Consider the following 19,853-nt stretch of genomic DNA (forward strand, 5'->3'; position numbering starts at 1 on the left):
TGCGTTCTCCCCTTGGTTTCAATCCCTGATGCGCTGTTGATTGCAGCGGCCTTGTTGGTTCATCGTAGACATTGGCCGGCGCGATGGGATCGAAAAGGATTCAGCGCCGGCTGAGAATAATTCCGTCCGGCGCCGCGATAGCGATTGTCCGTGCCCTGGCAGGCTTCAGCGGTCGAGAGGCGCGACGGTCAGATCGATCAGCCGGCCAAGCCCTTTGCTGTCCAGGGCGTCGAAGGACAGCGCCATCGCTTCCATTTCGTCGGCCCGGTCCTTGCCGATCAGCCCGTCGGTGAAAGTCGCATATTTCTGGTGAAACTCGCCGTCGCTCATCGGGTTGTCGCGATCACCTTTCGGCGTGCGCGGCTCCGACATGATTTCGCGTCCGTCCTTCAGGTAGAGCGTCACGTCGGCCCAGCGCTTGCCGACGCTGATGCGGGTGTAGTGCTCGGTCTCGACCAATTCGGTGGCGTTGGAAATACGGCGGATCTCTTCGTCCTGCAGAACTTGCGGCAGCAGCTCCTGCGGTCCGATCTTGCCACGCACGATCATCGTCGCGACGGGGAATGCGATCGAATAGCTCATCTCGTCCAGCGTCTTCGGGTTGTGGCCGGCAAGCCGCACCGCATAGTGGAAGGTCTGGATGCGCACCCGCGCGACATCCCCGCTGGCAAGCCTGTTGTCACGCATCAGGTCGCGTGCGGCATCGATCGATGGATGGGCCCAACGGCAGACCGGATAGGGTTTGTACGAGGTATCCTCGACGACGCGCCAGGCTTGGCCGAGATCGCTCCACCAGGGTGCGGCGGCTTTGCCTTCGGCTGTGATCGCCGGTGCCCCGGTGAAGCCGAGTTCCGCCATATAGGCCGCCATGACGCCGGACGGCGCGCCCCAGCCGACACCGTCGCGCAGCATGGTCGGGAAATCGATGCAGCGCATCATCTGGCTGCGCGGACCGTGGTATTCGGCAATGCCCGCGGCATGGCGCGTCTGCTCCTGGCTTAAGCCCAGCAGCCGGGAGACACCGGCCGCCACGCCGATCGCGGTCCACGCCCCTGACGTGTGATAGTCGGACACGGTGCCGTGCAGGGTCAGCCCGGCGCGGTAGGAAACCTCATAGGCGACGGCCAGCGCAACCATCAACTCTTCGCCGGAGAGTGCGGCGCCCGAGGCCCTGAGCGAATCCGCAACGGCGAGCAGGGCCGGAAACACCGCCGAGCCGGCATGGCCCTTGCACGGGCTGGTGGTGTCATGTCCGTCGATGGAATCGATGGTGAAGGCGCCGGCAAAGGCAGCACCCGCCGGGCTGACCGGGCGCCCGTCGAAGATCATCCTGGCCGCAATTTCGGGCGACGAACGCCACAGCCGATCGGCGATTGTCTTGGTGATCGACGATATCTCCGTCGTCGAGCCCACCGCTGCCACGCCAAGTGTGTCGGCAAAACTGCGCCTCAGCACGGCGCGCATCGCTTCGGGAATGGCGTCGTATGTCAGGCTGCCGGCAAACTCGGAAAAGCTGGTCACGTTAAAACCTCCCACATTCAATTCGACAGACGCTGCCTGACGGTGCGCCGGCTGTTCAAGGCGGACACCGTCATATTCGGGCCAAGGTGATCGGCGCCGACCTTGACGTGGATGACCGCCGCCTTGCCGCTGGCCAGCGCGCGTTCGAACGCCGGCTCGAAATCGTCGGTCGCTTCCACCGTTTCACCATGGCCGCCATAGCCGATCGCCACGGTTGCGAACTCCGGATTGGTGAGGCCGGTGCCGGAATTGCGGCCGGGAAAGGCGCGTTCCTGGTGCATGCGGATGGTGCCGTAGGAACGGTTGTCGACGACGATGAAGATCGGATCGAGACCGTACTGGATCGCGGTGGCGAACTCCTGGCCGTTCATCAGGAAGTCGCCGTCACCCCCGATATAGATGGCCGGCGCATCTGGATCGGCGATCTTGGCGGCAACCGCTGCCGGCACGCCAAAGCCCATGGCGCCGCACACCGGCGCCAGCGCGCCGCGAAACCGGCGATAGCGGAAATGGATGTTGGGCCAGTCGGAGGCATTGCCGGCCCCTGTGGTCACGAAGGCATCGGCCGGCAGCCGCTGGCTTAGGAACCGCATGACCGCGCCCATGTCGACGGGGCCGGGCTGCACTGCAAGATCGAGCATGGCCAGGTAGCGCTGCCTTGCCGAGGCACGGATCGCGGCGCGCCCTGGAGTGCCGCCGGGTGCCGCGATGGCCGCCAGGGCAACAGCAAAGGCATTGGGGTCGGCCTGTACCAGAAGATCGGCCTGATAGAGCCGGCCAAGCTCCTCGGCGCCGGGATGCACGTGCACCAGCCGGCAGTGCGCAACGGGCGATGGTATCAGCGAGAATTTCAGCGTCGTGCCGTCACCCAGCCGGGATCCGACGGCAAGGATGAGGTCAGCTTGCCGGCAATAGTCGTTGGGCATCGGTGCGCCACCGAAGCCAAGGTTGCCTATGTAGTTTGGATGATCATGGGGAAACAGGCCCTGGCGGCGGAAGCCGACGGCGACGGGAAGGCCGAAGTTTTCAGCTGCCTGGATGATGGCGTCATGGCCGGCTTGCGTCCAGTTGGCGCCGCCAAGCAACAGCAGTGGCCGCTTGGCGCGTGCCAGCATGGTTTCGATCGCGGCCATGTCGGCGGCCAGCGGCGCGACAGGCGTCGCCATCGCCGGTTTCAGGTCCGGCGTGTCGCATTCGGCCTTGAGCATGTCTTCCGGCAGGACCAGAACGACAGGGCCGGGGCGACCGGAAATCGCGGTTCGCCAGGCCCGGTTGACGTATTCGGGGATGCGCGACGGGTGATCGATTTCCGCCACCCATTTGCACATCGGACCAAAGACGCGGCGATAGTCGAGTTCCTGGAAGGCTTCGCGGTCGCGGTGCGCGGTCGAAATCTGTCCGACCAGGAGGATGAGCGGCGTCGATCCCTGATAGGCCGCATGCAGGCCGATCGCGGCATTCATCGCGCCCGGACCACGGGTGACGAAACAGACGCCCGGCTCGCCGGTGGCGTCGGCATAGGCAGCCGCCATGAAGCAGGCGCCGCCCTCGTGGCGACAGGTGATGTAGCGGATCAGATTGGCACGCTGCCACAGCGCATCGAGCGCCGTCAGATAGCTTTCGCCCGGCACGCCGAAGACGGCTTTGCAACTGTTTTGCAACAGAGCGCTGATGAGTATCTGACCGCCGTTTCGCAAGATCGCCCCGCTTTTCATGGCGACCCTAGGGGCGCGTCCAAAGCGTCTCAATCGAATAAAATTTCGCTGCCGATGAATTGATTTCGGACCGGTGGCGAAAGCCCGTCAGTCGCTGCGAAGGCTGGTGCTGAGCGACAGCAGCCAGGCCTTGAAATGCTTGACGCGGGCGAGACCGGCCGAGCGCTTCGGTGCGATGAAATAATAGGCGCCGCCGGTTGGTACGTCCTCGGCAAAGGGGGCGATCAGCGAGCCACGCTTCAGCAGCAGATCGCCATAAGGGCGGCGGTTCATCGCCACGCCCATGCCTTCGCTTGCGGCAAGCAAGGCGTGGGAGCGGGAATCGAACATCAGTTTCGGCACCTGGTTCGAGCCCGCAACGCCCATTTTCTCGAACCAGAAATCCCATTCATGCGGCACGTATTCGCAGCCGATCAGCCGCCGCCCAATCAGGTCCTCCGGCGTCTCTATCGGCCCGTTGTGGCGCAGATAGTCCGGCGAGACGACGGGCGCGATGACCTCGTCGATCAGCTTCTCGCACATGTGTTCCGCCGGCGCCGTCATGGCATAGCGAATGTCGATGTCGATGCTGGAGCCGGAGAATTCGATGTCGTCCGGCTTGGTGATCAGCTTGACGGTGATCTCGGGGTTGGACGACAGGAAATCGTCCAGCTGCGGGATCAGCCACATCTGCGCCAGCGACTGGAACAGATGGATGGTCAACCCGCCATTCTTGGTGTCCTGCATCACCGACAGTGTGCTCGCCTCGATGCGGTCCAGCGCGTCGCCCAGCCCTTCCAGATATTTTTCACCGATCTCGGTGAGCTTCAGGCCGGTCTGCTCGCGCAGGAAAAGCCTGGCGCTGACAAAGGTCTCCAGCGACTTGATCTGATGGCTGACGGCGGAACTCGAAATCAGCAGTTCTTCGGCGGCGTCGGCCAGGCTGCCGGCCCGTGCCGCCGCCTCGAAGGCCCGCAACGCGGCAAAGGGAGGTAACCGCCTTGCCATCTTCGCTAACTCCTCCGCGCGCCGGAACCCACTGCTCCAGCGCGGCACCTATAGGGGTTTTCAAGAGGCGGTGGAAGATTGGAGGCCAAACCGCAGCGTCACGCCCGCATGCGCAGCCCTTGCGGATCATAGCGCGGGCCGTCCGAAACCGACGCGGCACGGCGTTTGCCGTTGATCTCGACCTCGAAGCCGGCGCCGCTATCGACAATATGCGATTTGAGATAGCCGAGTGCCAGGCTTTCATTTGATGTGTAGCCATAGGCGCCCGACGTGACGTAGCCGACATAGACATCGCCGCGGAACACCGGTTCGCCGCCGCTGCAATCGGCGTCGCCGGCATCGACGGACAGGGTGACGAAGCGCTCGGCAGCGCCCTGCGAACGATGTTTGCGTGCCGCTTCCTCGCCGATGAAGCCGGAGCGTTTCCAGTCGACGAAACGGTCCATGCCGGTCTCCATGACCGAGTAATCCGGCGCCAGATCGAGGCCCCAGCTCTTGAAGGCTTTTTCGATGCGCAGGCTGGTCAGTGCCCGGCTGCCGGCCGGCACCAGCCCAAGGCCGACGCCGGCGCGCAACAGCGCATCATAGAGGCCGGCCTGGTACATTGCGGGCGTGTAGATCTCGTAGCCGAGCTCGCCTGAAAACGAGACCCTGAGCACGATCGCATCGGTCGCCGCCTCGAGTTCCATGCGCCTGACCGACAGGAACGGAAAGGCATCGTTGGACACGTCGCTATGCGTTATTTCTGCCAGAATCTGCCGCGCGTTCGGCCCGGCGAGCATCAGCCCGCTCCAGCCGTCGGACAGGTTCTCGACCGAAATGCCTGGTGTCTTGTGCGCATCGAACCAGCGCATATGCTGGCCCTGCATGGTGCCGGCGCCAAGCAGGAGATAGCTGCCGTCGTCGAGCTTCGACACGGTCAGGTCGCCGATCAGCCGGCCTTTTTCCGACAGCATCGGCGACAGCGCGACTGCGCCGGGTCGTTCAGGAATCCGTCCCGCCAGCAGCCACCGCAGCCAGCCGCAGGCGGCCTCGCCCGAGATGCGGTATTTGGCGAAGGTGGATATTTCGAACAGGCCGGCAGCACTGCGCACCGCCTTGCATTCCTCGCCAACCGTCTTCCACCAGTTCTGCCTGCTATAGCCGAAGATGTCGCGCTGCTCCTCGCCAGGCCGCGCAAACCACAGTGGCTGCTCCCAGCCATTGTTGAAGCCGAAGACGGCGCTCTTGGCCTTCTGTGTGGCGTAGGCCGGAAATGTCCGCAACGGCCGGCCGGCGGCGCATTCGAGATGCGGGTAGGGGCGCTCCTGCCGGTTCTCGTAGTAATATTTGGTCCGCTCGAAGGTGAAGCGCTTGCCGGCCCAGCGGCCGAAGCGGGCGACGTCCCAGAAATTCACGTCCATCTCCGGCTCGCCGTCGACGATCCATTCCGAGATCACCTTGCCGATGCCGGCGCCCTGGTTCAGGCCGCTCATCACGCCGCAGGCGCAGAAATAGTTCTTTAGCTCCGGATGCGGTCCGAGCAGCGGCCCGAGATCGGGCGAAAAGATCATCGGCCCGTTGATGACGCGCTTGATGCCGGCCTCGCCGAGACATGGCATGCGATCCATCGCCACCTCGAAATTGCGATCCATGCGGGCCAGGTCGTTGGGCAGCAGCTCGTGGCCGAAATCGAGCGGCGTGCCGTCGAAGGCCCAGTGATGGCAGGTGTTTTCATAGGCGCCGAGCAGGATGCCCTTGCCCTCCTGGCGTGAATAATAGCCGGCTTCGCTCTCGCCGATGGTCGGCAACTCATGGTCCATCGCTTCGATTTCGGGGATCGCTTCGGTCACCAGATAGTGGTGTTCGACCGGCAGCAGCGGCAGCTTGATGCCGGCCAGCGCGCCGACCTCGCGCGCCCACAGGCCGGCGGCGTTGACGACGAATTCGGCGTGGATGGTGCCGCCTGGCGTTTCGACGTCCCAGCCGCCATCTGCGCGCGGCGTCGTTGCCGTCACCGGTGTGTGGCGATGGATCTTCGCGCCAAGCTTGCGCGCCGCCGCGGCAAAGGCATTGGTCGCCGAGGACGGATCGACATGGCCCTTGATCGGCTCCCACAGCACCGCCTTGAGGTTTTTGGTGTCGAGGACCGGCGCTCGGTCCCTGGCCTCTTCAAAGGTGATCCATTCCGCCTCGACGCCGTTGCGCCGGGCGCGGGCCCGGGCAATCGCCAGCGTCGTGACCTCGTCGTTCGAGGCCGCCAGATGCATGCCGCCGGTTGGATGGTAGCCGACAGCCTGTCCGCTCTCGCGCTCGATCTCCGGATAGAGATTAATCGTGTAGACCTGCAGCCGCTGGGCATTGGAGGGCCTGGTCAGCGAGAACAGATTGCCGGCGGCATGCCAGGTCGAGCCGGATGTCAGTTCCGAGCGCTCCAGCAGCACCACATCCTTCCAGCCCTTTTTGGCCAGGTGATAGAGGATGGCGCAGCCGGTTATCCCACCGCCGATCACCACCACGCGGGCATGTGTATCCATTCCGTCAGAAATCCACTTTTGCTGTTTTCAATGGGTGCTAGCGCAGGGCTTCGAGTTCGATCTTGCGCCGAGCGACATAGTCCTCGAGCTCTTCGATCACGGCCGGGTCGATGGCGGGCGCCTCATACTCGTTGACCATCTGCTTCCAGATGCCGTTGGCGCGGCGCGCGGCGTCGGGGCTGCCCTTGTCCTGCCAGTTCTCGAAGTTCGACCAGTCGGAAACCAGCGGCTTGTAGAAGGCGTTCTCGTAGCGCGCCAGCGTGTGCGCCGTGCCGAAGAAGTGGCCGCCGGGACCGACCTCCTTGATCGAGTCGAGGCCGATCGTATCGGCGTTGACGGTGAGCGGCGTCATCCAGGCGCACATCATGCGCACCATCTCGATGTCGAGGATGAACTTCTCGTAGGAGCCGACCAGGCCGCCCTCCAGCCATCCGGCGCCATGGTTGAAGACGCTTGCGTGGCCGGTCAGCGCGCCCCACAGCGACATCATGGATTCGTAGGCCGCCTGCGCGTCCGGCGCGTTCGATGCGTTGACGTTGGACGAGCGCCACGGCAGGCCGTACCGGCGCGCCATCTGGCCGGTGGCCTGCGCGCCGAGCGTGAATTCGGGCGTGCCGAAGGCCGGCGATCCGGTCTTCATGTCGGCATTGCAGATGAAGCCGCCATAGATGTAGGGACAGCCGGGGCGGATGATCTGGGTCAGCGCGCAGCAAGCCAGCGTCTCGGCATTCTGCATCACCAGCGCTCCGGCGACGGTGGCCGGCGCCATCGCGCCTGCGAGGCCGAAGGGCGTCACGCAGACGACTTGTCCGAGCCGCGCATATTCTATGACGCCTTGTGCGATCTCGCCGTCGAGCACCAGCGGCGTGTTGGTGTTGGTGTTGACGAAGAACACCGGATTGGCGGCGAGGCTGTCCTCGTCCTCGCCATACCAGATCTTGGCCATCTCGATGGCGTCGCGGGCGCGATGGCGGCCGATGGTCAGCGGCTTCCACGGCTTGTCCGAAAGCTTGCAGCAGGCGAGGTAGAAATCGAGATAGCGTGTGTCGGCCGGCAAGTCCTGGGCCTCGACGCTGGTGCCGCCCTCGATCTGCAGCACGTCGGTCATATGCGTCATCTTCAGGAAATTTTCCTGGTCGCGAAACGTGCCGGCGCGGCGTCCGTGGTCGAGATCGGACACGAAGGGCGGACCGCTGACCGCTGTGAAGGCGACCTGGCCCTGGCCCATGAACAGCTTCTTGGCCGGATCGCGGCCACGCACGGTGACGACCGGCGGCGCCTTGGCGACCAGCGCCAGCAGGCCCTCGCGATCGAAGACGACACGTTCGGTGGCGTGGTCGACGGCAAAGCCGGCGCTGGCGAAGAGTTTTCGCGTTTCCTCGTCCTGGATGCGCATGCCGACATCCTCGAGCACCGACATCGAAGCGTCGTGTATCGCCTCGATCTGCTCTGCGGTCAGCACCTCGATCGGCGCATGCGGGTTGCGCAGTTGCAACCATTCCCTGGAGAATTCCAGTCTGCCGTCGCGCACCCTGCGCACTCTGGCCGTCGTTCGCATGCTTCCCCGCAGAGGTTCGATCTCAAGCGGCGAGTTGAGGAGCTTTGGCGACGAACGGCAATTGAAAACGCTTCAGCCGGCAATGAGGCGATTTCGTCGTCTGCGCCGTCATCACCACCACGCATGGAAGCCAACTACGACTTCGCCGCCACCGGCGCATACTCCAGCGCTACAACGCCGTTGCTGAACGGCGTGGCAGAAATCAGTTCGAGCGGCAGCGACTCGCCGGCTGGGAACAGCGGCTTGCCCTGGCCGACGGCGCCGGGATAGCTGAGCAGCCTGACGCGGTCGACCAGGCCATGGCGCAGCAATTCCTGTGCGACGCTGAGGCTGCCATGCACATAGATGTTGCCGCCACTGCCTTGCTTCAGGATCCTGACCGCTTCCGGCAGCGGTCCCTTCAGCAATTCGGCCGGCTTCCAGTCGAGCGCCTTCAGGCTGGTCGAGGCGACATATTTCGGCAGCGCGTTGAACCGGTCGGCAAAATCTCCGGTTTCCGTGGGCCAGGAGCCGGCAAAGATCTCATAGGTCGTGCGCCCCAAAAGCATGGCGCCGCTATCAGCAAGCTCGTCTTCCTTGAACCTGTTCATCGCGTCGTTCCAGATCACGCTGGGCAGCTTCTCGACCTCGGCAATGCCATCGACGCTGATGAATTCGGTGACGATAAGTTTTCGCATGGTGCTCTCCTTCTTCGGTCAAAGGACGGCCTGCGCATGCCCTTTGCGACATGTTTCGTGAAAAAACATAGCTTCACTTTGTTGGAGGATGGACTTTCAGCGCGAGCTTCCGAGAACCGATACCATGGGAAAAGTGAGGCCAGCCTGGACTAAAGTCCCCAAGTTCGGATTTTGGTGTTACATCCGAGGCGGTTGTTCCCAAAAAGGCATTGCAGGAGATCATGGGATTCGGGGTCTTCATTCACCGCTCGGATTCGCGATACAACGACCGCCCCGCAGAGCAATACCAGTTTCCTCGCCCGTATCTGCGCCGCGTTGAAGCATGTGTCGGCAAGTGGGTCATTTACTATGAGCCCAGCAAGGTAACCGATACCCGGGGCTACTATGCTGTGGCGAAAGTCCAGCAGATCATTCCCGATCCTGTCACACCAGACATGTACCTCGCTCTGATTAAGCCCGGAACCTACCTCGATTTCGTCAATCCTGTTCCATTTAGCGGATCTGATGGTCTCGTCGAGCGAGGGTTGCTCAACGATGAGGGGCGGATTTCCGGTCGTGCCCAATCTGCCGTCCGCGCCCTTAGCCCGAGTGACTTCAACCGCATCATCGATCTGGGCCTGGACACGAATGAGTTGTTGCTGCCGCGCGTTGATGAGGTCGGCACATTTGCCGGCTTTCAGGATGAGCAGGCGCCACTCGAATTCGAGCAGAGTCGTGATCGGGTAGGCTATATCGGATCGCGAATCGTGCGGGATCGCATTTTCCGTCGCATCGTCTTACGCGCCTATGATGAGCGCTGCGCGATCACCGGACTCAAGTTGATAAATGGCGGCGGCCGGGCAGAGGTTTCTGCCGCACATATTCGACCGGTCGAAGCGAACGGGCCTGATGTCGTCAACAATGGGATCGCACTGTCCGGCACTGCGCATTGGATGTTCGACCGTGGATTGATCAGCCTATCGGACGATTTGGAAATCCTGATCTCGCGACAGGTCAATGACTTCGACAGCGTGCAGGGCTTCATAAACAAGACGCGCCGCGCGCTTCCGCCTCGCCGACAGTTCGAACGCCCACATCCTCATTTCTTGCAATGGCACCGCGAGCACTGTTTCAAGCAATAAGCGGTGTCTCGAAGCTACCCGCCTGTCCATGGGGCTTTGCTTGCAGGCCTTTGGGCGAGAAGAACCCCCTCAGTCCTTCGCCCGCTCCACATAAGCCCCATCGGCCGTCATCACCACCACGCGAGTGCCTGGCGCGATGTGCGGCGGCACCAGGGTGCGCACGCCGTTGGACAGCACGGCCGGCTTGTAGGAGGACGAGGCCGTCTGGCCCTTGGTCGTCGGCTCGGTTTCCACCACTTCGAAGGTGGCGCGCTGCGGCAGCACCAGGGAAATGGCAATGCCGTTGAACTGCGACACCTGCACGGCCATGCCTTCCAGCAGGTAAGGCGCCATGTCGCCGACCACGGCTTCCGACACCGCGACCTGGTCGTAGCTTTCCGGGTTCATGAAATGAAAGCCTTCGCCGTCGCGATAGAGGAACGTGTGCTCGCGCTCTTCCACATAGGCGCGCTCCACTTGCTCGGTGGTGCGGTAGCGCTCCGAAACCTTCACCCCGTCGCCGATGCGGCGCATGTCGAGCTGCGTCACTGGGGTGCCCTTGCCTGGATGGATGTTTTCGGCAAAGAGGATCACATAAAGCTTGCCGTCCTTGTCGACGACGTTGCCTTTGCGGAGCGAACTGGCGATGACTTTCACCACGGTTTTAAATCCTGCAAGAAGAGTTGACTGGCGTTTGCCGGCTAGTGCGGCGCTGGATGGGGGCCTACCGCATCTTGGCCGCCGCCGCCAGCCCCATTCCACCATGATCTGAGCCCCATGACCGAAGCTTCGCCCTGGTGGACGCCGCATGTCCATGCCGACCGCCGCCCGCGGCTGATGCTGCGCAACGGCATAGCGGCCAGCCTGCGCGGCTGGTTCGCCGCCCATGATTTCGTCGAGGTGGAAACGGCCGCCTTGCAGGTCTCGCCCGGCAACGAGGCGCATCTTGCGGCTTTCGCCACGGAAGCGGTCGGGCCTGACGGCGCGCGGTCGCCACTTTATCTCCACACCTCGCCGGAATTCGCCTGCAAGAAGCTGCTCGCCGCCGGTGAAGTCAGGATTTTCAGCTTCGGTCCGGTCTACCGCAATCGCGAGCGGGGCCCCTTGCATCATCCTGAATTCACCATGCTCGAATGGTACCGGGTGGGCGAGGCCTATGAGAGCTTGATGCTGGATTGCGCCGCCTTTCTGGCGCTGGCCGCGACGAGGGCAGGGGCGACGCGCTTTTCCTTCCGGGGCCGCGACTGCGATCCGTTTGCCGAGCCGGAACGGCTGACGGTGGCGGACGCCTTCACCCACTATTCCGGCATCGACCTGCTGGCCACGGTCGCCGCCGACGGCGGCACCGACCGCGACGCGCTGTACGCCGCTTTGGACCAAGCCGGCTTGCGCACCGCGCCCGACGACAGTTGGGCCGACCTGTTCAGCCGGGTCATGGTGGAAAAGGTCGAGCCCTTCCTCGGGCAAAGGCGGGCGACCATCCTGTGCGAATATCCCGTGGCCGAGGCGGCACTGGCCCGACCGAACCCGCGCGACCCCCGCGTCGCCGAGCGCTTCGAGCTCTATTGCTGCGGCGTCGAACTCGCCAACGGCTTTGGCGAACTCACCGATGCCGACGAGCAGCGCCGGCGCTTCGTCATCGAGATGGACGAGAAAGAGCGCATCTATGGCGAGCGCTATCCGCTGGACGAGGATTTCCTCGCCGCCCTTGCCATCATGCCGCCGGCCAGCGGCATCGCGCTCGGCTTCGACCGGCTGGTGATGCTGGCGACCGGCGCGCAGAAAATCGAGGACGTGATCTGGACGCCGGTGGCTTGAGGAGTGACCAGGATCAGGCGGCCGCAACCGGCCGCCGCTGGCTGCGCCGGGCCAAGAGGTTGGCGACGACCAGCAGCACGATGGAAAGCCCCATCATCAAGGTCGCTGCGGCTGTGATGGCCGGGGAGAGCTTTTCGCGCAGGCCAATGAACATTTCGAGCGGCATGGTGCGCTGGTTGGCGCTGGCCAGGAACTGCACCACGACCACCTCGTCGAACGAGGTGACGAAGGCGAACGCCGCGCCCGAAAGCACGCCGGGCAGGATCAGCGGCAGCATCACCCGGAAGAACGAGGTCACCGGTTTGGCGCCGGAGATGGCGGCGGCGCGCATCAGATTGCGGTCGAAGCCGGTCAGGCTCGCCCCCACGGTAACGACGACGAACGGGCTGGCAAGTGCCGTATGCGCCAGGATGATGCCGGCATAGGTGCTGGCCAGGCCGACGCGGGCATAGAACAGATACGAGCCGACGGCGGTGATCACCACCGGGACGATCAACGGCGATAGCAGCAGCGGCATGACGATGCGGCGGCCGGGAAATTTGTCGTCGGACAGCGCGATCGCGGTGAGCGTGCCGAGCGTCGTTGCGATCAGCGTCGTTCCGAAGGCGACGATCAGGCTGTTGCCGATCGCCGACTGCCAGCGCTGGGTGCCGAGCACGACCTCGTACCAGCGTGTCGAAATCCCCTCCAATGGGAAGATGAAGAAGGCGCCGCTGTTGAACGACAGCGGCACCGGAATGAGGATCGGCACCAGCAGGAACAGGATGACCAGGCCGCACCACAACCACAGCAGGCCGATGCGGATGCGTTCGCCAAGGGTGGGGTAGGGGGACAACAGCATGGCTACACCAGCTTGAGGCGGTCGAGGCCGAGGATGCGGGCGAAGATGCCGAACAGCGCCAGTGTGAAGACCAGCAGGATGAAGCTGAGAGCCGCGGCCATTTCCCAGTTCAGCTCGACATTGACGTAATTGGCGATGAAGTTGCTGATCAGCTGATCGCTGGCGCCGCCGATCAGCGCCGGGGTGATGTAGTAGCCGAGGCACAGGATGAAGGTCAGCAGGCAGCCGGCCATGACGCCGGGAAAGACCTGCGGAAGGTAGACGCGGCTGAACGCGGTGAAAGGTTTTGCACCGAGCGAGTAGGCAGCCTTCATCTGCGAGGGCTGGATCGTGCGCATGACGCTGTAGATCGGCAGCAGCGTGAACGGCAGCTGGATGTGGGTCATGGCGATGATCAGGCCGATGCGGCTGTACATCAGGTCGAGCCGGGCGTCAGTGACGCCGAGCCACAACAGCAGGTCATTGACCAGGCCGAATTTCTGCAACAGCACCGTCCAGGCGGCGGTGCGCACCAGGATCGAGGTCCAGAACGGCAGCAGCACCGCGACGATCAGGATGGCGGCAAGGCCCTTCGGCACGCTGGCGATGAGATAGGCCAGCGGAAAGCCCAGGATCAGCGTCGCCAGCGTTACCGCGGCGGCGACGAAGAAGGTGCGCATGAACACCTGCAGGAAGATCGCCTGTTCGGGCGGCACGCGCTCAATGCCGCCGTCATTGTTCCAGCGCAGGTCGAGGGCGCTCATCAGATAGAACGAGGTGATGCTGTGGGTGCCGTTGGCAATGGCCGGCCAGGTGCCGGGCTGCGACCAGAATGGCACCGATTTCATGATGTCCAGCGGTGGCTTGTCGCCGGCGCCCTCGATCTGGCGCACCGTCTTGAGCACCTGGCTGCGGGCGCCGGGTAGACGGGCGTTCAGGCTCTTGGCAAGTTCATAGGCCGTGCCCTTGGCCTGGTTGCTCTTGAGGTCGGCGGCCAGCGCCAGAAAGGCGGCGTCGTCGGGCAGGCCTCGGCCGTTCCAGCCGCTGAGCGCCTGGGCGGTCTGCGGCAAGGCATTGGCAATCGTCGGATCGTAGACGGCGCGTGATAACAGAAGCACGATCGGGATGCCGAAGCTCAGCGCCAGAAGCACCAGCAGCGGTGCTGCCAGCGCCAGCGAGCGCAGCCGGTCGCCGAATTCGGCGCGCCGCAGTGCTGCCGCCACCGGCTTGGCCGGGCCGGTGGCTGACCGGCCGCGGGTTGTCCGCGACTGGTCGAGTTGCGTTGGCTCCAGCGCCGACATCTTGCCTACTGCGCCAGCCAGGCGTTGAAACGCTTGACCAGGTCCTCGCCATAGTCGCCCCAGAACTCGGTGTCGGCGACGAGGTAGGCGCCGGCCAGATGGTCGGGCGCGTTGGGCAGTTTCGGCAAGGCATCGGCCGCGACGAAGGATGCCGCATCGGTGCGCACCGGCCCGTAGGTTATGTAGCTGGCGAGCTTGGCGTTGTTTTCCGGCGTGCTGATATAGGCCAGATATTTGTAGGCCAGATCCGGATTCTTGGCGCCCTTCGGAATGGCGATCATATCGTATTCGAGGATCTGGTTGTTCCATACGATCTTGAACGGCTTCTTGTCGGTGTCGATGGCGTTCTGGATGCGGCCGTTCCAGGCCGTCGTCATCACCACTTCCTGGGAGGCGAGAAGCTGCGCCGGCTGTGCGCCGGCATCCCACCAGACGATGTCCTTCTTGATCGTGTCGAGCTTCTTGAAGGCACGGTCGACACCTTCCGGTGTGCCCAGCACCTTGTAGACATCGGCCGGCGCGACGCCATCGGCCATCAGCGCCCATTCGAGGTTCTGCGCCGGGAATTTGCGCATGGCCCGCTTGCCCGGAAATTTTTTCGTGTCGAACAGGTCGAGCACCGAGGTCGGCGCTTCCTTCAGCACCGTCGGGTCGTAGGCCAGGATATCGCCATAGGCGTCGAGGCCGACGCCGCAGTCGAGCGCCGAGCCTTCGATGAACTTGTCGCGCGGCGCGATCTTGGAATAGTCGAGACGCTCGAGAATGCCGGCGTCGCAGCCCTGCAGCACGGTCGCCGTCTCCACCGTCACCAGGTCGATCGGCACATTGCCCGTGTCGACCATGGCTTTGACCTTGCCGAGATCGCCGAGATATTCCTGCTCGACGATCTTGGTGCCGGTTTCCTTGCTGAACGGCTCGAACCACGCCTTGCGCTGCGCATCCTGCCAGGCGCCGCCGCTGGCCATGATCGACAGTTCGTCGGCGAATGCCGCGTGCCCGATGGTGGTGAAGGCTGTGGCCGCTGCGAGCACGAGCAGCCGGGTTTTGGTGATTTTCATTTTCTTTTACTCCCCTGTTTGAATATCGGCCTGTTTGAAGATCAGTCTGTTTGAAGATCAGTCTGTTTGAAGATTGGTCTGTTTCGGCGCGCCCGTTGCGGGATCGACCGGGAAAGCGCGGCAATCACCCAGCGCGCAGGAAACCATCACCGGCTCGCCATTCGCCATGGTTGCTTCCGGGCCGACCTTGACGGTCAGCACCTGTCCGTTGTCGAGCCGGGCCAGCAGCCGTTGGTGGTCGCCGAGATAGATGCGGCCATCGACCGTCGCCGCCAGTCTGTTTTCTGCCTGTGCGTCCGCCACCAGGCTGAGCCGCTCCGGGCGGATGGCGACATGACAGGCGGCACCGTCCGCGACGCCGATGGCTTGCGCGGTGATGGCTCCGCCGCCATCCAGCGCGATGCGGCATTCCTGGCCAATCACACGCTCGACCTTGCCCGCCAGCGTGTTGTTCTCGCCGATGAAGCTCGCCACGAACGAGCTTTGCGGCGTGTTGTAGAGATCGTCGGGTGAGCCGAGCTGTGCGATGCCGCCATTGTTGAACACGGCAACGCGGTCCGACATCGTCAGCGCCTCGCTCTGATCGTGCGTGACATAGACGATGGTGACGCCGAGCATCGTGTGCAGCTGTTTGATCTCGAGCTGCATGTGTTCGCGCAGCTTCTTGTCGAGCGCGCCGAGCGGCTCGTCCATCAGCACCAGGCTCGGCTCGAACACCAACGCGCGGGCCAGCGCCACGCGCTGCTGCTGCCCGCCGGAAAGCTGCGCCGGTCGCCGGTCGCCGAACTGCTTGAGACGCACCATGTCGAGTGCGCGCGCCACGCGGGTAGCGATGTCAGGCTTGTCGATCTTGCGCACGGACAGCGGGAAGGCGACGTTTTCCTCGACGCTCATATGCGGGAACAACGCGTAGTTCTGGAACACCATGCCGATGTTGCGTTCATAGGGCGGCAACCGGTCGACCGAGCGGCCTTCGAGTGTGATGACTCCGTTGGTCGGCCGCTCGAAACCGGCAAGCATGTTGAGCGTCGTCGTCTTGCCCGAGCCTGAGGGGCCGAGCAGCGTGAGGAACTCACCGCGGGCGACGCTGAGGTTCAGCCGCGTCACCGCAAAGGCGCGGCCGTCATAGGATTTCTCGACGTCGACGAACTCGACGAAGCCCTGGCGGCCGACATCGGCTCCTGGTGCCTGACCGGCGCTTTCGATCGATGCTTCTGCCGCTTTGGCGATCACCGGCGGGAATCCCTGAAGCGGCTGGAAGGCGCGCGAGTCGAAAAGAGCTGTTGCTTGCCGTGCATGTCCGAGTCTCGCATGACGCTGGCCGCGCAGGAGCGGCAATCCAAACTTGTATGCTCACACAATCGATGATTAATGGACCATAGATGCAGACAAGTTTGCCCGTCAAGCGGCATTTTGCGTAATTGTGTGAGATTTATGCGGCGGGATTTTGAATTTGACATCAGACAAGCGCTATTGTCCGGAACATTGTCTTATGCTAGATGCGCCGGTAGCCAGATCGTATCAACCCGCCGAAAGCCGCATGCTCCAAGACCTCCAGCTCGCCTCGGATGAAGGTCCGGTCTATCGCCGCCTTGCCGACGCGATTGCCGAACGCATCGCTGCCGGCACGCTCGCCGTCGGCGACCGGCTGCCGCCGCAGCGCGAGATCGCACGCGCGCTCGGCATCAATGTCACCACGGTGACGCGCGCGCTGTCGACGCTGCAGCAGCGCGGCCTGCTCGAAGCACGGCCAGGACGCGGCACCACGGTCGCTGCTCGCGACGCCGGCGACAGGCCGGGCTTCGTCTCGGCCCCGAGCGACGACACCGGCGTCATCGACCTTTCCGTCAACCGGCCGGCAACCTCCGCCTATCTTGACGCGCTGGCGCTGCTTTTGCCGCGCCTGGCCAAGGACCGCTGGTACCCGACGCTGCAGGACTATCACCCGCCCGAGGGGCCGCTATGGGCGAGGGTGGCGATTGCCGAATGGATGCGGCCGGTCGCGGGCGACGGCGATCCCGGCCGCGTGGTGCTGGCCGCCGGTGCCCAGCATGGGCTGGACTGCGTGCTCGGCGCGGTGACCAGGCAGGGCGAGGTCGTGCTCGCTGATGAGGTCACTTATCAGGGTATCAACGCGCTGTGCCGCGTGCATGGGCTGGATCTCCGAGGCGTTGGCATGGACCGCGGCGGCATGCGGCCCGACGCATTCGAAGCGGCCTGCGCGCAACTGCGTCCGCGCGCGGTGTTCCTGGTGCCGACACTGCACAATCCGACCACCATCACCCTCAGCGAACAGCGCCGGCACGAGTTGGTGACGGTCGCCCGGCGCCACAATGTCCTGATCATCGAGGATGACGTCTATCGTCCGCTGGCCGACAATCCACCACCATCGCTGGCCAGCATCGAACCCGAACTGACCGTCCATATCGGTGCTTTGTCGAAATGCCTGGCGCCGGGGCTGCGGCTTGGCTTCGTCATTGCGCCACGCACCATAGCCGGCCAGGTGGCGGCGGCTTTGCGCATCAATTGCTGGAGCATCAGTCCGTTGACGGCGCTGATCGGCACGCGACTGATCGAAGAAGGTGCTGCCGCCCGCATCATCGAGGCCCAGAAACAGGAATTACGCCAGCGCCAGGCTATCTTGAGTGAAATCCTCGGCCGTTACGATGTCCAGAGCTACGCCACTTCGACCCATGCCTGGCTGCGCCTTCCCGAACCATGGCGCGGTGCCGGTTTCGCCCGCACCTGTCTGGAACGCGGCGTGGCTGTCCTGCCCGGCGATGCCTTCGCCGTCGGCCGCGAGCCGGTGCAGCACGGGGTGCGCATCAATGTCGGCGCTGCCCGCTCGCTGGACGACCTGCGTATGGCGCTGACCACGATGTCGGAGCTGCTTGCGGCCGGCCATTTGCAGTTGCCCGGCTTCGTTTAGACCATGATCCCGAAAAGTGGGGGCCGGTTTTCGGACAAGATCATGGTCAAACAAGAAGATCCAACATTGTCAGCTTCTGAAACAGTCGAAATCGCCATTGTCGGCGCTGGCGTGGTCGGGCTGGCGACGGCGCTCCGCCTTGCAGCGGACGGTCGCGAAGTGTTGCTCATCGACCCCAATGAGCCGGGCTCCGGCGCCTCATCAGGCAATGCCGGAACGATTGCCGAATACGCTTGCATGCCGGTCGGCACGCCTGCCGTGCTGCGCGCGTTGCCAAAGCTGCTGCTCGATCCCGACAGCCCGTTTTCGCTGCGCTGGCCGGCACTGCTGCAGTTGGCGCCGTGGCTGGTCCGGTTCATGCGGCAATCGCTGCCGGCGGCGACCCGGGCCAATGCGCTGGCGCTTGCCGGACTGTTGGCCGACGCCTTGCCGGCCTGGGAGGAAATGGCTGGGGCGGCCGGCCTGGAGGATCTGCTGCGCCGCAATGGCTGCCTCTACCTCTATCGCCGCGAAAGTGATTTTGCCGCCGGGGCCGGCGGCCGGGCCATGCGCGCCGGGTTCGGCATTCATCAGGAGATCATGACGCCGCAAGAGGTGGCGGCACTTGAGCCGGGCCTGCCGGCGACTGCAACGCATGGCTTGTATTTTCCGGACTCGATCAATGTGACCGATCCGGCAACGGTGATGCGGCGACTGCTCGGTGCTGCGGCCGGCCGTGGCGCCTCGGTGAGGCAAGCGACGATCACCGGGCTGCAGGTCGAGACCGGCGCTGTCCGGCTCAGCGGCCCCGGCTTCAGCATCAAGGCGGGCACGGTGGTGATTGCCGCCGGTGCACGGTCGCGCGCGCTGGCCGCGCAGGCCGGCGACAGGATCCCGCTCGAGACCGAGCGCGGCTATCACCTGGAATTCCAGACCGACTCTCCGTTGCTGACACGGCCGGTCTGCCCCGTCGATCTCGGTTTCTACATGACGCCGATGGCCGGCCGGTTGCGGGTCGCCGGCACCGTCGAACTCGGCGGGCTTGCCGCGTCGCCAAATCCGCGCCGGCTGGCGCTGCTCGATCGTGGCGTCAGGCAATTCTTCCCCAAGCTCGGCCCGCCTTCATCGGAATGGCTCGGCTTCCGGCCGTCCCTGCCCGATTCCAGGCCGGTCATCGGCCCTTCGCGCGGCAGTTCCCGGGTGATCCATGCTTTCGGTCATGGCCATCTCGGCCTGACGCTGGCCCCGATCACGGCACGGCTGGTCGCCGACCTGATCGGCGGACGCGGCGATCCAGCGCGCGTCGCACCGTTTGCAGTGGATCGTTTCGGTCGCTGATCAATCGGTGCCTGCGTCCTGGTTTAGTGCGCGAAAACCTGCTCCAGAGAACGAAAACCCTTGAATTCCAAGGCATTGCCAGAGGGGTCGCGGATGAACAGCGTCGCCTGTTCGCCGGGCTCGCCCTTGAAGCGGACCATCGGCCGTTCCAGCCAATCGATGTCGTCGCGCGCCTCCAGCCGCGTCGCCAGGCGCTGCCAGTCGTCCATCAAAAGCACGGCGCCGAAATGCGGGATCGGCACGGTGATGCCGTCGACCTTGCCGTCACTGGGAGCCTGTGCGGCCTGCGGCCGCAGATGCGCCGACATCTGGTGGCCGAACAGGTCGAAGTCTACCCAGGTGGTTGACGAACGCCCGATCGCGCAGCCCAGCACCTCGCCATAGAAAACGCGGGTTTCATCGAGATCACGGACCGGAAAGGCAAGATGGAAGGGTGTCATCGAAAATGCTCCGAGCAGGCTGGGGACCGATTTTGCGTCACAGGGTTCGCGATTTGAACCGTCGTCCCGCATTTTGATTGAAGCCTATGCCATTGC

At 64.0% G+C, this 19,853-nt stretch carries 16 protein-coding genes; 4 read left to right on the forward strand and 12 right to left on the reverse strand.

The features are described 5' to 3' along the window. Window positions 1-165: 165 nt before the first annotated feature. The 6 genes from EJ076_RS17295 to EJ076_RS17320 all read right to left on the reverse strand — a co-directional run bounded on the left by EJ076_RS17295 (window position 166) and on the right by EJ076_RS17320 (window position 8,974). The gene (locus tag EJ076_RS17295) at window positions 166-1,521 is read right to left on the reverse strand and encodes an MmgE/PrpD family protein (RefSeq protein WP_126068698.1); all 1,356 of its coding nucleotides are present in this window, start codon (window positions 1,519-1,521) and stop codon (window positions 166-168) included. Between the two features lie 17 nt (window positions 1,522-1,538). Then, window positions 1,539-3,236, reverse strand: a complete 1,698-nt coding sequence (locus tag EJ076_RS17300) for a thiamine pyrophosphate-dependent enzyme (RefSeq protein WP_126068699.1) — start codon at window positions 3,234-3,236, stop codon at window positions 1,539-1,541. A gap of 87 nt (window positions 3,237-3,323) precedes the next feature. After that, window positions 3,324-4,223, reverse strand: coding sequence for a LysR substrate-binding domain-containing protein (locus tag EJ076_RS17305; protein ID WP_126068700.1), 900 nt, complete (start codon window positions 4,221-4,223; stop codon window positions 3,324-3,326). 98 nt (window positions 4,224-4,321) lie between these two features. Continuing rightward, the gene (locus EJ076_RS17310; RefSeq protein ID WP_126068701.1) at window positions 4,322-6,739 is read right to left on the reverse strand and encodes an FAD-dependent oxidoreductase; all 2,418 of its coding nucleotides are present in this window, start codon (window positions 6,737-6,739) and stop codon (window positions 4,322-4,324) included. Window positions 6,740-6,776: 37 nt separating this feature from the next. Continuing rightward, entirely contained in the window at window positions 6,777-8,297 is a 1,521-nt protein-coding gene (locus EJ076_RS17315; protein ID WP_126068702.1) for a trimethylamine methyltransferase family protein, read from the reverse strand. 134 nt (window positions 8,298-8,431) lie between these two features. Beyond that, entirely contained in the window at window positions 8,432-8,974 is a 543-nt protein-coding gene (locus tag EJ076_RS17320) for a dihydrofolate reductase family protein (protein ID WP_126068703.1), read from the reverse strand. Between the two features lie 221 nt (window positions 8,975-9,195). On the opposite strand from EJ076_RS17320, the gene EJ076_RS17325 reads away from it, so the two are divergent. Then, the gene (locus tag EJ076_RS17325; protein WP_126068704.1) at window positions 9,196-10,095 is read left to right on the forward strand and encodes an HNH endonuclease; all 900 of its coding nucleotides are present in this window, start codon (window positions 9,196-9,198) and stop codon (window positions 10,093-10,095) included. A 69-nt stretch (window positions 10,096-10,164) separates the two neighbouring features. On the opposite strand, the gene efp is transcribed toward EJ076_RS17325, so the two are convergent. Then, complete coding sequence (gene efp, locus EJ076_RS17330) at window positions 10,165-10,734, reverse strand: elongation factor P (protein ID WP_027038615.1); 570 nt, start codon at window positions 10,732-10,734, stop codon at window positions 10,165-10,167. A gap of 117 nt (window positions 10,735-10,851) precedes the next feature. On the opposite strand from efp, the gene epmA reads away from it, so the two are divergent. After that, the gene (gene epmA, locus EJ076_RS17335; RefSeq protein WP_126068705.1) at window positions 10,852-11,892 is read left to right on the forward strand and encodes an EF-P lysine aminoacylase EpmA; all 1,041 of its coding nucleotides are present in this window, start codon (window positions 10,852-10,854) and stop codon (window positions 11,890-11,892) included. A 13-nt stretch (window positions 11,893-11,905) separates the two neighbouring features. Here epmA and EJ076_RS17340 read toward each other — a convergent pair whose 3' ends face one another. The 4 genes from EJ076_RS17340 to EJ076_RS17355 are packed head-to-tail and all read right to left on the reverse strand — an operon-like array spanning window position 11,906 to window position 16,277. Next, a complete protein-coding gene (locus EJ076_RS17340; protein WP_126068706.1) occupies window positions 11,906-12,733 on the reverse strand; it encodes an ABC transporter permease in 828 nt (275 codons plus the stop codon). Between the two features lie 2 nt (window positions 12,734-12,735). Then, the gene (locus EJ076_RS17345; RefSeq protein WP_126068707.1) at window positions 12,736-14,013 is read right to left on the reverse strand and encodes an ABC transporter permease; all 1,278 of its coding nucleotides are present in this window, start codon (window positions 14,011-14,013) and stop codon (window positions 12,736-12,738) included. Window positions 14,014-14,018: 5 nt separating this feature from the next. Further along, window positions 14,019-15,071 carry an ABC transporter substrate-binding protein gene (locus EJ076_RS17350; protein WP_126068708.1) on the reverse strand — a complete coding sequence of 351 codons (1,053 nt, stop codon included), beginning with the start codon at window positions 15,069-15,071 and terminating at the stop codon, window positions 14,019-14,021. Between the two features lie 57 nt (window positions 15,072-15,128). Beyond that, window positions 15,129-16,277: an ABC transporter ATP-binding protein gene (locus EJ076_RS17355; RefSeq protein WP_245463095.1), complete on the reverse strand. Its 1,149-nt coding sequence runs from the start codon at window positions 16,275-16,277 to the stop codon at window positions 15,129-15,131. Window positions 16,278-16,611: 334 nt separating this feature from the next. Here EJ076_RS17355 and EJ076_RS17360 point away from each other — a divergent pair, with 334 nt between their 5' ends. Next, the gene (locus EJ076_RS17360; RefSeq protein ID WP_126068710.1) at window positions 16,612-18,000 is read left to right on the forward strand and encodes a PLP-dependent aminotransferase family protein; all 1,389 of its coding nucleotides are present in this window, start codon (window positions 16,612-16,614) and stop codon (window positions 17,998-18,000) included. 66 nt (window positions 18,001-18,066) lie between these two features. After that, window positions 18,067-19,317 carry an FAD-dependent oxidoreductase gene (locus EJ076_RS17365; protein ID WP_126068711.1) on the forward strand — a complete coding sequence of 417 codons (1,251 nt, stop codon included), beginning with the start codon at window positions 18,067-18,069 and terminating at the stop codon, window positions 19,315-19,317. Between the two features lie 23 nt (window positions 19,318-19,340). Here EJ076_RS17365 and EJ076_RS17370 read toward each other — a convergent pair whose 3' ends face one another. Continuing rightward, window positions 19,341-19,757: a VOC family protein gene (locus EJ076_RS17370; RefSeq protein ID WP_126068712.1), complete on the reverse strand. Its 417-nt coding sequence runs from the start codon at window positions 19,755-19,757 to the stop codon at window positions 19,341-19,343. Window positions 19,758-19,853 lie beyond the last annotated feature (96 nt).

It is taken from the genome of Mesorhizobium sp. M7D.F.Ca.US.005.01.1.1, assembly GCF_003952545.1.
Taxonomy (GTDB): Bacteria; Pseudomonadota; Alphaproteobacteria; order Rhizobiales; family Rhizobiaceae; genus Mesorhizobium; species Mesorhizobium loti.

Bases quoted from the DNA above. Each gene is read 5' to 3' on its own strand.
- EJ076_RS17300 (WP_126068699.1), bottom strand. From the start codon at position 3,236: ATGAAAAGCGGGGCGATCTTGCGAAACGGCGGTCAGATACTCATCAGC.
- EJ076_RS17305 (WP_126068700.1), bottom strand. From the start codon at position 4,223: ATGGCAAGGCGGTTACCTCCCTTTGCCGCGTTGCGGGCCTTCGAGGCG.
- EJ076_RS17310 (WP_126068701.1), bottom strand. From the start codon at position 6,739: ATGGATACACATGCCCGCGTGGTGGTGATCGGCGGTGGGATAACCGGC.
- EJ076_RS17315 (WP_126068702.1), bottom strand. From the start codon at position 8,297: ATGCGAACGACGGCCAGAGTGCGCAGGGTGCGCGACGGCAGACTGGAA.
- EJ076_RS17320 (WP_126068703.1), bottom strand. From the start codon at position 8,974: ATGCGAAAACTTATCGTCACCGAATTCATCAGCGTCGATGGCATTGCC.
- EJ076_RS17325 (WP_126068704.1), top strand. From the start codon at position 9,196: ATGGGATTCGGGGTCTTCATTCACCGCTCGGATTCGCGATACAACGAC.
- epmA (WP_126068705.1), top strand. From the start codon at position 10,852: ATGACCGAAGCTTCGCCCTGGTGGACGCCGCATGTCCATGCCGACCGC.
- EJ076_RS17340 (WP_126068706.1), bottom strand. From the start codon at position 12,733: ATGCTGTTGTCCCCCTACCCCACCCTTGGCGAACGCATCCGCATCGGC.
- EJ076_RS17345 (WP_126068707.1), bottom strand. From the start codon at position 14,013: ATGTCGGCGCTGGAGCCAACGCAACTCGACCAGTCGCGGACAACCCGC.
- EJ076_RS17350 (WP_126068708.1), bottom strand. From the start codon at position 15,071: ATGAAAATCACCAAAACCCGGCTGCTCGTGCTCGCAGCGGCCACAGCC.
- EJ076_RS17360 (WP_126068710.1), top strand. From the start codon at position 16,612: ATGCTCCAAGACCTCCAGCTCGCCTCGGATGAAGGTCCGGTCTATCGC.
- EJ076_RS17370 (WP_126068712.1), bottom strand. From the start codon at position 19,757: ATGACACCCTTCCATCTTGCCTTTCCGGTCCGTGATCTCGATGAAACC.